Source organism: Acinetobacter sp. LF10 (assembly GCF_048585715.1).
In the GTDB taxonomy this organism is placed as follows: Bacteria; Pseudomonadota; Gammaproteobacteria; order Pseudomonadales; family Moraxellaceae; genus Acinetobacter.
In genome coordinates this window covers 629,550-643,571 of sequence record NZ_CP184160.1, presented here as the reverse complement: position 1 = coordinate 643,571, position 14,022 = coordinate 629,550, and the positions used below count along the sequence as shown (strand labels likewise).

General features: G+C 39.6%; 14 protein-coding genes and 4 tRNA genes. 1 reads left to right on the top strand and 17 read right to left on the bottom strand.

The features are described 5' to 3' along the window. Window positions 1-39 precede the first annotated feature (39 nt). A complete protein-coding gene (locus ACN19N_RS03105) occupies window positions 40-795 on the top strand; it encodes an NUDIX hydrolase (protein ID WP_420002351.1) in 756 nt (251 codons plus the stop codon). A 23-nt stretch (window positions 796-818) separates the two neighbouring features. On the opposite strand, the gene ACN19N_RS03100 is transcribed toward ACN19N_RS03105, so the two are convergent. The 17 genes from ACN19N_RS03100 to rpe form a co-directional block, all read right to left on the bottom strand. Further along, window positions 819-2,423 (bottom strand): GMC family oxidoreductase, encoded by a 1,605-nt coding sequence (locus ACN19N_RS03100; RefSeq protein WP_269229665.1) that lies wholly within the window; start codon window positions 2,421-2,423, stop codon window positions 819-821. Window positions 2,424-2,608: 185 nt separating this feature from the next. After that, window positions 2,609-3,244, bottom strand: coding sequence for a nuclease-related domain-containing protein (locus tag ACN19N_RS03095; RefSeq protein WP_269229664.1), 636 nt, complete (start codon window positions 3,242-3,244; stop codon window positions 2,609-2,611). Between the two features lie 113 nt (window positions 3,245-3,357). Next, window positions 3,358-3,825, bottom strand: coding sequence for a DMT family transporter (locus tag ACN19N_RS03090; protein ID WP_269239096.1), 468 nt, complete (start codon window positions 3,823-3,825; stop codon window positions 3,358-3,360). A 313-nt stretch (window positions 3,826-4,138) separates the two neighbouring features. Next, window positions 4,139-4,215 (bottom strand) — tRNA-Pro (locus ACN19N_RS03085). Window positions 4,216-4,232: 17 nt separating this feature from the next. Next, window positions 4,233-4,308: transfer RNA gene (locus tag ACN19N_RS03080), tRNA-His, on the bottom strand. Window positions 4,309-4,344: 36 nt separating this feature from the next. Further along, window positions 4,345-4,421 (bottom strand) — tRNA-Arg (locus ACN19N_RS03075). A gap of 68 nt (window positions 4,422-4,489) precedes the next feature. Next, window positions 4,490-4,566: transfer RNA gene (locus ACN19N_RS03070), tRNA-Pro, on the bottom strand. Window positions 4,567-4,699: 133 nt separating this feature from the next. Continuing rightward, window positions 4,700-5,764: a quinolinate synthase NadA gene (gene nadA / locus ACN19N_RS03065; RefSeq protein ID WP_269239095.1), complete on the bottom strand. Its 1,065-nt coding sequence runs from the start codon at window positions 5,762-5,764 to the stop codon at window positions 4,700-4,702. A 143-nt stretch (window positions 5,765-5,907) separates the two neighbouring features. Next, the gene (gene argJ, locus ACN19N_RS03060; RefSeq protein ID WP_269229662.1) at window positions 5,908-7,128 is read right to left on the bottom strand and encodes a bifunctional glutamate N-acetyltransferase/amino-acid acetyltransferase ArgJ; all 1,221 of its coding nucleotides are present in this window, start codon (window positions 7,126-7,128) and stop codon (window positions 5,908-5,910) included. Window positions 7,129-7,470: 342 nt separating this feature from the next. Continuing rightward, complete coding sequence (locus ACN19N_RS03055) at window positions 7,471-7,953, bottom strand: methylated-DNA--[protein]-cysteine S-methyltransferase (protein ID WP_420001943.1); 483 nt, start codon at window positions 7,951-7,953, stop codon at window positions 7,471-7,473. Between the two features lie 18 nt (window positions 7,954-7,971). After that, on the bottom strand, window positions 7,972-8,289 hold the full coding sequence (locus tag ACN19N_RS03050) for a DMT family transporter (RefSeq protein WP_004663797.1): 318 nt from the start codon (window positions 8,287-8,289) through the stop codon (window positions 7,972-7,974). Between the two features lie 172 nt (window positions 8,290-8,461). Then, window positions 8,462-9,007 carry a hypothetical protein gene (locus ACN19N_RS03045; protein WP_269229660.1) on the bottom strand — a complete coding sequence of 182 codons (546 nt, stop codon included), beginning with the start codon at window positions 9,005-9,007 and terminating at the stop codon, window positions 8,462-8,464. 2 nt (window positions 9,008-9,009) lie between these two features. After that, entirely contained in the window at window positions 9,010-9,513 is a 504-nt protein-coding gene (locus ACN19N_RS03040) for a cobalt transporter (RefSeq protein WP_420001942.1), read from the bottom strand. Between the two features lie 82 nt (window positions 9,514-9,595). Next, entirely contained in the window at window positions 9,596-10,492 is an 897-nt protein-coding gene (locus tag ACN19N_RS03035; RefSeq protein WP_420001941.1) for a copper resistance protein B, read from the bottom strand. Continuing rightward, window positions 10,479-12,368, bottom strand: coding sequence for a copper resistance system multicopper oxidase (locus ACN19N_RS03030; protein ID WP_420001940.1), 1,890 nt, complete (start codon window positions 12,366-12,368; stop codon window positions 10,479-10,481). The genes ACN19N_RS03035 and ACN19N_RS03030 overlap by 14 nt, the downstream gene beginning before the upstream one ends. Window positions 12,369-12,436: 68 nt before the next feature. Then, window positions 12,437-12,856 (bottom strand): hypothetical protein, encoded by a 420-nt coding sequence (locus ACN19N_RS03025; RefSeq protein ID WP_420001939.1) that lies wholly within the window; start codon window positions 12,854-12,856, stop codon window positions 12,437-12,439. A gap of 367 nt (window positions 12,857-13,223) precedes the next feature. Then, window positions 13,224-13,910, bottom strand: coding sequence for a ribulose-phosphate 3-epimerase (rpe, locus tag ACN19N_RS03020; RefSeq protein ID WP_241336964.1), 687 nt, complete (start codon window positions 13,908-13,910; stop codon window positions 13,224-13,226). Window positions 13,911-14,022 lie beyond the last annotated feature (112 nt).

The following is a 14,022-nucleotide window of genomic DNA, read 5'->3' as shown; positions in this document are numbered from 1 at the left end:
CCTTTATACTTGATTCACTCATCCATGAGACAACGCCAAATGATCTATACCTCCGAAAAGGAATACCTTGCCCACTATAAAAAAACAGATTACGACACCCCCCTGTTTACGGTCGATATGGCAATTTTTTCTGTGGCAAAAGGTCAATTACAGGTTTTAATGATTCAACGCTCCAACTTCCCCGAAAAAGGGAAATGGGCACTGCCTGGCGGCTTTGTTGATTTAAAAACCGATCCCAACTTAATGGCAACAGCTCACCGTAAACTGCTTGAAAAAACAGGGATTCACTCCCCTTATCTTGAACAAGTTGAGACCATCGGCAATCAGCATCGTGATGCACGTGGTTGGTCAATCACTTCGCTATATTTTGCCCTAATTGATTTCAATAAATTTCAAATCCAACAAAGTATAACAACAGAAAAGAGTGAGTGGCTTTCTATAAATGAAGCCTTGAAACTTGATTTAGCTTTCGATCATAAAGACTTACTACAGTTAGCATTTGATCGTCTTTGTAACAAAACCCGCTATACAGCCTTACCTGCTAGTCTCATGCCTGAATTATTTACCCTGACCGAATTACAAACAATTTATGAAATTATTTTAGGTCATACATTAGAAAAGAAATCATTTAGACGTCGTATGCAAGAAGCGGGAGCAGTTGAGGAAACAGGACAGCAAAAGATTGTCGGCAAACGCCATGCCCAACTGTTTCGTTATGCACTCGACAATTATCATTTCACTTTTCCACGTATGTTAGAAACACCACGTCATCCGACTGAAAATAAAAAGAGCTAAGGCAAAACCTTAGCTCCATATACTCACTTCCAAGTTTCGCGGATCATATCCACTGCTTTTTCAGCAATCATGATCGCTGGAGCATTGGTATTACCATTCACCACTGTTGGCATAATCGACGCATCAATCACACGTAAACCCTGAATACCATATACTTTCAGCTCTGGATCAACCACAGCCATCTCATCTACACCCATTTTACAACTACCAACAGGGTGATAGACCGTGTCAACACGTTGGCGCAAAATCTCACGAATTTCATCATCAGACTGCACATTCGCTGTAAACATATCTTCTTTAATTTTTTCACTTAAAGCAGGTGCATTCATTAACTTCTGTGTGACCTTATAGCCATCGACCATATCCTGAAGATCTTGTTCATCCTCTAAGAATTTAAAATCAATCAATAATGGATCATCCACATTTTTACCACTGAGTTTGACTGAACCACGCGCACGCGGATTCAATAAACACACATGACATGAAATACCATGACCTGCATGCATCGTGCGAGCATGGTTATCTACTACTGCAATCACAAAGTGCAATTGTAAATTCGGCTTATCTAACTCAGGACGGCTTTTTAGAAAACCACCACATTCAGCATAATTGGTCGTGATCAAACCACGGCGTTCTTTACGATAACGACCAATCTGCTTAACTAAATCTAAACTCCCCCCAACCGAAACCCCGAAAGTTCCATCAATTTGCTTGGTTTTATAAGCAAAAATAAAGTCAGGATGATCGTGCAGGTTTTCACCCACACCCGCCAAATCTTTAATTACAGGGATATCATGTTTTTCCAGTTCTTGACGTGGGCCAATCCCCGACAACATCAAGACTTGTGGTGATTGGAAAGCACCCGCAGACAGTAAAACTTCTTTATTGGCGCTAACAACAATTGTCTGTCCTTTATGGCTATACTCCACCCCAACAGCATGACCATTTTCAATCACAATACGTGAAACTTTAGCTTGGGTAACTACATGTAAATTTGGTCGCTTACCTAAATAAGGAAACAGATAACCACGTGCTGCGCTCCAACGTTCACCATTTTTTTGTGTGACCTGATAAACACCGAGCCCTTCTTGTTCTGCGCCATTAAAGTCATCATTAAGTGGATAATTGACCTGCTTCGCAGCTTCAACAAAGGTTTTCTGATACGGATTGTCCGAACGTAATTCACTAACATTGAGTGGACCATGTTGGCCATGATATTCATTACGAATGCGCTCGTTATGTTCTGATTTTATAAAGTATGGCAACACATCCTGATAAGACCATCCTGTATTGCCTAAAGCAGCCCAATGATCATAATCACTATGATGACCACGAATATAGACCATTGCATTGATCGCAGAACTGCCACCTAAGCATTTTCCACGAGGTTGATAGCCTCTACGTCCATTCAGCCCTTTTTGTGGAATGGTTTCTAAAGCCCAGTTATTAATCTTGGTTGGAATACTGATCACTGCTGCTGATGGTGTATTCACCAACCAGCTATTGCCATCACCACCAGCCTCAAGTAAACAAACTGATATATTTGGATTTTCTGAAAGCCGACCTGCAAGTACACAACCTGCTGAGCCACCACCAATAATTACAAAATCAAAAGCTGCTTGTGTCATTTCTATCCCTGTTATTTTCATTCTTTCAAAATGCGAAAAGATTATGCTCAAATTCACATCTAAATATTCGTTTACTTGTCTAACAGACTTGATTATTCCTCATAAAAAGTAACTGGATATGGGGCAAAGTACAATAGCCAAATCTGGCAATACGATTGAGTTAAATCATCAATTTCTACAGTCACTTATACAGTGGATTTCTTTTCTATTTGCTTTTGCTTTAAATGCTCAACATGTAAACGATTTGTCTTCCAAGAAGGCTCTAATACTTCTTTTTCAATTCGAGATTTTATTCTTTTTAACTTCATCGGACTAATCACCTGTTGATCAAAACGTTTTACGTATTCAATCCAAGCTTTACTACGAAAGACATTTTCAGGCATATCTGTTTTAAATTCGCTTCGAGCTGTAAATACAACAATAGAATGCAAATACTGCGGATCAACAACATCACTTAAAACCATTTCCAATACTTTAATATGCTTGTAGTTTTGATGTAGTGGGTTTTGAAATTTATAACTTTTCTTATAAATTTTTTGTGTCCACTGCTTCTGGCGAGCATTTCCAAAAATCCATCCCGTGTAGTTTTTAGTTTCAACGATGAAAACACCATAAGGGCTTATTAAAATATGATCAATTTGAGTCGTCCCGTCTTTCTGATCAGGTAGAGTACAATTATTGAGTAATACGTATTCAGCACTTAAATACTTAGCAACATGCTCAGAAACCATAAACTCACCAACTTTCCCCTTGAAATTCGGTGATTTGAGATATGTAACTACAGCAAGCATAAGAAGAATTAAAATAATATAAAAGAACATACTTCCCCATGAATATTTTATTTTTCAGAAATTAAAAATTAACAGCATCAAATATACAATATATTTATAAAACATTATTATAAAAACTGAGTTAATAACTAATCCGTAATGTTTTATTTGATCGTACCTCTATATTCGCCAAATAGCATAATCAACCCACCAATAAAAATAAAAAGTAATCCAAATAATTTGAAAGTATCTATTTTCTTTATTTGCATCCCTAATAAACCACTATGATCAATTAAGGTAGCAAAAATCATTTGCCCTAAAAATATCCATAATAGTGTATTGGTTGCACCGATATGTGGTGCTGCGACAAACATACACAGAATATAAAGTGAACCCAAGAAACCTGATAACCACATCCACCAAGATGTATTTTGATAAAATGGTGGTTTCACCGTTCCATCCATCCATAATGCAATAACAAACGAGTCAATTGCACCACCGATATAAAGAAAGAAGGTAGATTGTATTTGGCTTGCACCACTACTATGACGAAAGGCATTAATCACTGCCAGTTGTAGTGGAACAACTAGCCCACCTAATATACTAATCAAAACATAATGAATATTTTGCATTCATCAACTCTCATTTTTAGGTTTCTAATTTTCATGAACTAATTTGATTGAGAAACTTATAATCATACTTTTAGATATTCAACATAATGATTGAGTAACTCTTACTTCAAACTATCTTATAAAAACAAATACTGCATCAAGCATTCTATAGTTCAATTGTGACTCAAATGCTTTTGATTAAATAATCAAAGCTTGGAGATAGAAATAATTTCAGAAGAATAAATAATTTTTAGTTATTTAATAAAATAAGATATAAAAATCCAGACGTAAAAAAACCGCTGTTTAGCGGTATTTTATCTCATCTTTAAGATGATGGTCGGAGCAGTAGGATTCGAACCTACGACCCCCTGGTCCCAAACCAGGTGCACTACCAGGCTGTGCTATGCTCCGATTACTCTATAAAAGAGTGGGGTGAATGACGGGATTCGAACCCGCGACAACTGGAATCACAATCCAGGGCTCTACCAACTGAGCTACATCCACCATCAAAACTTTGATTCTATATACCAAGCTGCCAAATGGCGCGCCTGACAGGATTCGAACCTGTGACCATCCGCTTAGAAGGCGGATGCTCTATCCAACTGAGCTACAGGCGCATAACGATGATAATACTATCACGATACTTCGCCGATATTTAAAACTATGTTTTTCAACATATTTTAAATGGTCGGAGCAGTAGGATTCGAACCTACGACCCCCTGGTCCCAAACCAGGTGCACTACCAGGCTGTGCTATGCTCCGATTTCTTTTCAGCTTTTAGCGTATCGCACATCGTGCGGTACGGTGTGCATTCTAGGCGCGACGCCCTAGAACGTCAACACCTATTTTTCAAAAAAAGAATAAATCCTTATCAAATGTATATTTAACAAGCATTTTAACGCTTTAACGAGGCACTAAAGTTCAACATTCGATCTAAGGGTAATTTCGCGCGTTCAGCAAGAGCTGGATCAACGTGTATTTCTTGATCAGAATGTTGTAATACATGCAAAATACCATCCAGTTCATTCATCGCCATCCACGGGCAATGTGCACATGAACGACAAGTTGCCCCCTCACCTGCGGTTGGTGCTTCAAATAATTCTTTATCTGGCGCTGCTTGCTGCATTTTGTAGAAAATACCACGATCCGTTGCTACAATCATTTGTTTATGCGGCAAGGTCTGAGCTGCTTTAATCAGTTGCGAGGTGCTTCCCACCGCATCAGCAATATCCACCACAGATTCAGGTGACTCTGGATGAACTAAAACCGCTGCATCTGGATAAAGCGCTTTCATTTGCGCAATACCACGGGCACGGAATTCTTCATGCACGATACATGCACCATCCCACAACAACATTTCAGCGCCCGTTTTCTTTTGAATATAGCGACCTAAATGTTGATCAGGTGCCCAAATAATTTTTTCGCCCAAACTATCTAAATGTTCAATGATCTCAACTGCGCAACTTGAAGTCACCACCCAATCGGCACGTGCTTTTACAGCCGCCGAGGTATTCGCATACACCACCACGGTATGATCAGGATGCTGATCACAGAATGCTGAAAACTCATCTACAGGACAACCCAAATCAAGTGAACAGGTTGCTTCTAAAGTTGGCATCAACACTGTTTTTTCAGGTGATAAAATTTTAGAGGTTTCGCCCATAAACTTTACTCCTGCCACCACAAGGGTTGTTGCAGGATGATCACGACCAAAGCGCGCCATTTCCAACGAATCAGAAACACATCCCCCTGTCAGTTCGGCAAGCTCTTGCACTTCAGGATCACAGTAATAGTGAGCCACAAGCACTGCATTTCGCTTTTTCAACTCAGCTGCAATTTGGGCAAACTTTTCTTGTTTCACTTCTGGGCTAAGGCTATTGTCCTTTGGCTCGCCCAAACGATCTAAATGCGCCTGCACAATATTTTTGGCTTCGTTCGCAATTAAATTCGCATCATTCATAAAGCGTCTTCTCTATCCTGCGTGCTTGCATCGCTGCAAACTTATAACGTGGGTATCTTGGTGAGCATTTAATTAATATCACACTATCCACATACCAGCTTATAAAAAAAGCCTCACTGTGGAGGCTTTATTATAACGCAAATTTATGAACGATAATCGGCATTAATTTTGACATAGTCATAAGAAAAGTCACAGGTATAAACCGTGTCTTTAGCTGTACCACGACCGAGGTCAATACGAATGCTAATTTCCTTTTCAGCCATGACGGCTGCACCTGCTTCTTCAGTATAATCTGGGTTTGCACCACCATCTAAGCAAATCTGTACATCACCTAACCAAACTTGTACTTTACTACTATCGAGGTTGGGTACACCTGCCTTACCAATCGCCATCACAATGCGCCCCCAGTTTGGATCTGAAGCGAATAAAGCAGTTTTAATTAACGGCGACTCGGCAACACTATAAGCAACATCACAACACTCTTGCGTGTTTGCTCCACCATCAACCTGTACAGTAATGAACTTGGTCGCACCTTCACCATCACGCACAATCAATTGCGCTAGACGATTCATAATCCGTGCCAACACATCAAGTACCTGTTGATAACGTGCATCATCTTGACTCTGAATCTCAACACCACCTGCTAATCCAGTTGCGACAAAAATACAAGAATCATTGGTTGAGGTATCACCATCAATGGTAATACGGTTAAATGAATGCTCAACTGTAGTCTGCAAAAGCTGCTGTACAGATGCTTTTGAAATCGGCGCATCTGTTGCAACAAAGCTGAGCATGGTCGCCATGTTCGGGCGAATCATACCTGCGCCTTTACTGATACCTGTCATGGTATAAATCACGCCATCAAGTTCAAACTGCTCAGAAGCACCTTTAGGCGTAGTATCTGTGGTCATAATGCCTGATGCAGCATCCGCCCAACGATCAGCATTTAAATCATTGAGTGCAGGTTGAATACCTTGTACTAAACGTTCAATTGGTAATTGCTCACCGATAACACCCGTTGAAAACGGTAAAATCTGATTGGCATGAACACCAGTTAACTCAGCCAACTTGGCACAAGTAGCTTCTGCATTTTTATAACCGACTGTGCCTGTTGCCGCATTGGCATTGCCTGTGTTGATAATCAAGTAACGTGGTGTATTTTCTGCTAAATGCTTTTTACTCAATTGAACAGGCGCAGCAGCAAAGGCACTTTGGGTAAACACCCCAGCAACGTTTGAGCCTTCAGCAAATTCAAAAATGACTAGATCTCGTCGATTTGGATAACGTACATACGCTTCAGTTGAGCCAATTTTTACACCCTGCACCACATGCATAAGTGGCATTGTTACGTCACCAACAGCCATTTTAAACTTCCATTCAACTTGTTATGAAAGGCTTAAGCTTATTCCAAAAGGCGATTAAAATCGAGTATTAACGACATGGATCATTTATAAAATAAAAGTACTTTCATTGTCTGATTTTAATAAGATATTCATGCAGCAGTCACTATTGTGAGGCGGCATGGATGCCGCCCGTTGGACAGGGGCTACATGGATGTGCCCTCTGTCCAACAAAAGATTTTTGTTACTTTTCATCTTTGAAAAGTAAAAGAATGCCTATACACAATGCATATAAAGTTATGCTTCAACTAAATGGCTGTGCTAACTCTTGATAAGTGAACACTCAAACGATCTACATTTTGAAAACTAAATTTGTTGTTCTAAACTCAGTAAAATCTGCTTCTTATCCAAACCACCCGCAAAACCAACCAAAGCACCACTCGAACCAATCACCCGATGACACGGCGCAATAATCGAAATCGGATTCTTACCATTGGCAGCCCCAACAGCACGTACCGCTTTTTCATTACCAATCTGAACTGCAATGTCTTTATAACTACGCTTCTCACCATAAGGAATGGTCAACAAAGCCTGCCAAACTTGTTGTTGAAAATCTGTGCCTTGAAAGTCCAAAGGTAAATCAAATTGCTGACGCTGACCTGCGAAATATTCTTCTAATTGTTTTTTAACTCGAAGTAACATCGGATGTTGACGATCCTCTATCAGTTCGGCGAGTCGTACTCGTTTATGGTCTTCATTGTCCCACATCACGGCGACCAATGCATGATCATGAGCAACCAGTTTTAATGCACCCACAGGAGAATCCATGTACATATACACCAGTTGCATGACGCTCTCCTTAAACCATTAATTTGATGACAATTTCATCAACATTAGGCCCGATACAATTAATATTGCAGCAATCATTCGCATTGCGGTCATTGGTTCATTTAAAACCATGATGCCAACAATAAACGATCCTATCGCACCTATCCCAGTCCAAACCGTATAGGCTGTACCCAAAGGCAACGATCGCATTGCAATTGACAATAATACGACACTTAAAATCATAAAAATGATGGTCACGATACTTGGCGTTAGCTTGGTAAAACCCTCAGACATCTTCATGGAATATGCCCAAATAATTTCAAAAATACCCGCCAAAATTAAAATTGCCCATGCCATTTTTTACACTCAACCTTAACAAGAGTTGGGTCGTCCCAACGTGATGCTTTTGAAGTGAGGTCGTCCTCTTAGGAAAAGCAGTGTACTGTAAAATTTCGAGATTATGTGAAAGGTTATGTATGGATTCCAATATAGTATTTTAAAAATTAAACGCTTTATCTAAGGTTAAGATCTACTGCCATGAAATCTGATCGACCTGCATTAGCTCACATGCCCCGTTTCCTGTATCTTCACGGGATAAAGAGCTTTTCCAATGCCAGCCATCTTTCGCCTGTATTTCGATTAAAGAACCCTTTAAATAGACTAAATCATCTTTTTTAATTTTTTTCATTTGAGATGCGACATAAGCATTGGCGGGAACCAGGTGCATATTGGCACTATGCGTTTCGATTTCTCTCAAAGAAATAGGCGGTTGATGATCTATACGCCAGTGATACCAACGATTACTTTGTGATACATCAATTTGTTTATAGATCTGCGGATTTGCCATATCTCCCCAGCCAACAGCAATATCCATTGGCGAAAATTCAGCTTCACGCCCTAAATTGTAGTCTTCTCTAGAAAGCACACGAAATGCACCTTCATAACGCTCCAATGCATTAATCTGTACGCCTTGTTGAGTGGTCATTTGACTAATATTTGGCGCTGGTTTTAATACCTGTGTCCAAACCACCCATGCGATAGCCAATCCTAGTACGCCATACATCCATCTTGGCATGCTTAATTATCCTTCTTTCTCTGTAAGCATTTTATCCATTGCTTTAAATGATTTAAGCATGAAATTAAAAAATGACCTAAAACACTTAAATAATTATCCTGTGACTCAACTTTATGCTCCTGTAAAGTTGCAGTATCTGTATTCAAAGTATTCATTTCTAAAGGTTCATAATGTGACAAAGTTTGTTGTAACTCCGCTCCTAAGCTCAAGCGGATTAGAGCAATTGTCACGTCATCAATTGCACAATGATGATATAAAGTTAGATGACGTGTGTCTAAATCAATACTATGTTCAACTAAGATTTCAGCAAATGGCAATAATGCTTTTCGAATACGTTGTACTTCCACCAAACTACTCATGTGTGGAATATAATAAAAACTGACTTTCATACTGCCATCACGTGGAACAACGTCAAATTGAGTAATCAAATTTTGTGTTTTTTCTCTCCGACTTAGAGATTCATTTGCATTATCAGTTATTAAATTGTCTTGTTGTTCTAAAGCCATTTATGCACCATGAATGACTCAAAAAAGATACTGCTAGTATAAACCAACAGTATCTCAGGATAGTGACCTTTTAGACAAAGGATCAGAACTTTAACGTAAGTCCCAAACCATATAGCCAACCTTTTTTACTGTCTGTAGCCGATTGCAATTCGGTTTGTTTCAAACCTTTATTATATGTGTACGCAATATCAATAAATGGCATTATTTTTTTACTGATTTCATAACGCGTTTGCAGGCCTATCTGAAGTTTAGATAATCCAGATTTAGCTGCATAATTCGACTCATCATTGAATATTACATCTGCATTCAAATAAGGTTGAGCAATCAACTTTTGCGTAAATAATACATCGCGTGTTGTCTCCAAACTCAGTTGCCAACGTTGATCTTGACCTGCATAAAGATAGGCTTCGGTTTCAAAGAAATACGGCGCTAGACCATGTAAACCTAATACCGCGTCCCATTGATTTTGAGCATACTTTTGTTCAGGCTGATATTGATAACGAACACCGGTTTGTACATCCCAAAAGTCAGCAACATTGCGGCTGTATAACAGCTTTGTTTCGGTTTGAGTTTTTTCCGATTCTGCTTTTTCAACATGTACTTGAATGAATATTTTATTTTTATCACCTCCCACCCATGTTTTTAGCTCAGTACTGGCACTGCCTCGACCATCATCAACGACCCACGCATTTTTAATCGTTGTGGCTTGATAAATTTGTCCACCGTGTTCACGGTGATGATCGTGTGCATCATGTTGAATATCAGATGGTACTTGCTTTAATTCAGGTTGATGTCCTGAATGATCAACAGGAGATGATGTCTCCATCAATATATTCTGTTGTACCGACTGATCCATTTTCATCATTTGATCATGACCCTCATGCGCAGATGCAAATACACTCAAAGAAGAAATCATGCCTCCCATTGCCAATAATTGTGTATAGCGTTTCATCGTAGAAGCTTGCTTAGTGATGTGCATGACTCGCTCCTTGGGTAGGTTGAACAGGCGTAGTTTGTGAAACCTTGCTGTCATCGACATTTGCGACAATCAATTTACTCATCATGCCCGCACTCATGTGGTACAACAGGTGACAATGAATCGCCCATTTACCTAGCTCATCCGCAGTAAGTAGCGCTGTAACGGTTTTGCCCGGTGGCACGATCACCGTATGCTTATTGGGCATATCTTGTAATGCCTGACCATTTTCTAATTGCATAAACATGCCATGTAAATGCATTGGATGCGCCATCATACTTTCATTGACAAATTTCAGTCGAATACGCTCGCCATAGCGGACTGTTAAAGGCTTAAAATCAGGATCACTAAACTTTTTACCATCAATCGTCCAGATGTAACGCTCCATCGTGCCACCCAGACGAATCACCAATTCACGCTCGGCTGGACGGCGATAACTTTCTGGTTGTGGTTGCAGTGACTTCAAATCAGCATAATTTAAGGCTTTTTGGTGTACTGGCGTTGCTGCATTCGCCCAACCCTGTACATGATCAATACTTCCTTTTGTAGAAGATGCAGCCGCTTGATGCTGGCTATGATCCATCTCCCCCATCGTCATCTGCGTATGAGCACTGTGATCCATCTTGCTCATATTCATCTGACCATGTCCATTGTGATCCATTTGCGACATGCCCATTTGAGCATGTGAACGATGATCCATCGTGATCTCTGATGTTGGTACAGGTATCACTTTTTCATGTGGTACTTGTGATTGCTTATGATCCATATTCGGCATATTCATTTGATCATGCGCGCCATGATCCATGCCCATATCTTCCATACTTAATAAAGCACGTGAGCGTGATTTTGGGATTTGCACTGAGGTTGGATTGCTCACCTGTTCATTCTGCAATGACCCAATTGCAAAACCAGAACGGTCGATTGATTCAGCTTCAATTTGATAATGCGCTTGTTCAGGTTCAACCAATACATCATAAGTTTCTGCTGTACCAATACGGAATTCATCTACGGGAACAGGCTGTACCGGCTGACCATCGGCACTAACCACAGTCATTTTTAGGTTTGGAATACGTACATCAAAAAAAGACATCGCTGAAGCATTAATAAATCGCAAACGAATCTTTTCACCCGTTTTAAAAGCACCTGTCCAATTTTGTTGAGGTGTTTTCCCATTCACCAAGAAAATATAACCAGTAATGTCTGATAAATCGGTTTTGAGCATCCGCATCTGGTTCCACATCGAACGATCTTTCCAAGTTGCTTTTAAACCGTCTTGTTTGACCTGCTTCCAGACATCACTTACCGTTTCACGTTGGTTTTGGTAATACTCAGCCGACTTCTTCAAATTTGCCATGATCTTGTCACTTTCTGTTTCATGGAAATCAGACAACATCACCACATAATCACGCTCAGCTTTTTCATGTACAGCAACAGGTTGCTTACCTTTCGGATAAATTACCAAAGGACCATATAAGCCATCTTGTTCCTGTCCTTTGCTATGTGCGTGATACCAATAAGTCCCATTTTGTCGAACTTTAAAACGATACTCAAAACTGCCATTCGGCTTGATACTTTTAAAGCCATTAAAGCCAGGAACGCCATCCATGAGCCCAGGTAAAAGCAGACCATGCCAATGTAAAGAAGTATTTTGATTCTTCAGCTGGTTATGCACATAAATCACTGCTTCATCCCCCTCTTCAAACTCAAGAAGCGGAGCAATAAATTTACCGTTGACCGTCATACGTTGCACAGGCTTTCCTGTCACATTGACGAGACCTTGATTAATATTCAGGTGATATTCTTTGATTGCAGCCAAACTATAAGGTGCAAAAAATAGACTTAAGCCAGCAACGACACCAGCATATATTTTTGAGGACATGATATTTTCCTAATCTGTTAACAATTCAAATTGCTCTTTTCAACAAAATAAAGAGCCTGTAAAACAGATTAGGTTTTAGGAGGACGTAAAATTTCTTGCCAATAACCCGCAAGATGGCGAGCTTGATACGCTGTATTTTTATAGCTGCTCAGTTCTAAAAACGGCGAGCCAGACAAGCTTGGAATCTGCTGATCGGGTGCAAAATTAATCGTTTGGCAATGTGAAATATTATTACAATCAGGGCAATGTTGCTGATCTTGTATTTGCCCATCATGGCATTTAACCACATTGGTCACATCATGTGACATTTGCATTTGATGATGTTGATCCATCATTTGCTGATCGTGACACGGCATGGTTTGCACTATTGACGTTTTTTGATCCAATCGAACTTCTTGAACTGCTGCAACAGCCACACCACTTCCCCCAATGAAAAATATCATCAGGAATACAAACCATAAATGCTTGTATTGTTTATGAAGTTGCACTGAATACCCTTGGATCAATCATCAAATGAATGCGATTTACTTAGCATAATTTCTTTCTATGTTATGCACAATCTACTTTATGTTCAAATTATGCTAATTTCACACACCTACATAACCAAGCTGCCAATTTATTGAACAATAAAATATCAGATCACTAATGGGCAAAAACAAAGCAAAATAAATCGCTTAGCGCACAAAAAAAGGACAAAAATTTGTCCTTTTTTTCATCATTTTGCTGTGAATATAAACAACTGAAATCATTTTGTTTATTTTAACAACACCTTATCCACCTGCTTATCAACACGGTTATCCACCCAGTTATAAACAAAGTTATCCACAAATTTATGTGAAAAATAGGATGAAAACACTAAACTTCTGTTGCACCAACTTTCGCCAACTCTGCACGCATTTGATCAATTACCGTCTTATAGTCGGGTTGACCAAAAATCGCTGACCCTGCAACGAACATATCGGCACCCGCTTCAGCAATCTCACGGATATTTGCAGGACCAACACCGCCATCAACTTCTAAACGAATATCACGACCACTCGCATCAATAATTTGACGCGCTTGACGCAATTTTTCCAAGGTCATTGGAATAAATTTTTGCCCACCGAAACCAGGGTTTACGCTCATTAACAGGATTTGATCAACTTTATCCAAAACATAATCCAGATAATGTAACGGCGTTGCTGGGTTAAACACTAAACCCGCTTTTGCACCACCTGCCTTAATCAGTTGTAAAGAACGATCAATATGATCTGTTGCTTCTGGATGGAACGTAATAATGTCTGCACCTGCTTCCAAGAAATCACCGATCATACGATCAACTGGAGAAACCATCAGATGCACATCAATCGGTGCTTTAATTCCATAGCTTTTTAATGCTTTACAGATGCCCGCACCAAAAGTAAGGTTTGGTACATAATGGTTATCCATCACATCAAAATGCACAACGTCTGCACCCGCAGCTAGAACCTTTTCTACATCTTCACCTAAACGTGCAAAATCAGCAGATAAAATCGAAGGAGCAATTAAATAAGGCTTGGACATGGGTGACCTGGCAAACTCTAAGAAAATAATCTGGAGATTATAGCAAATTCATCGCACTTAGGTTTGTTACAAAGTCATTATTACAGCATTGCAAACTTGCAACATCACGTTG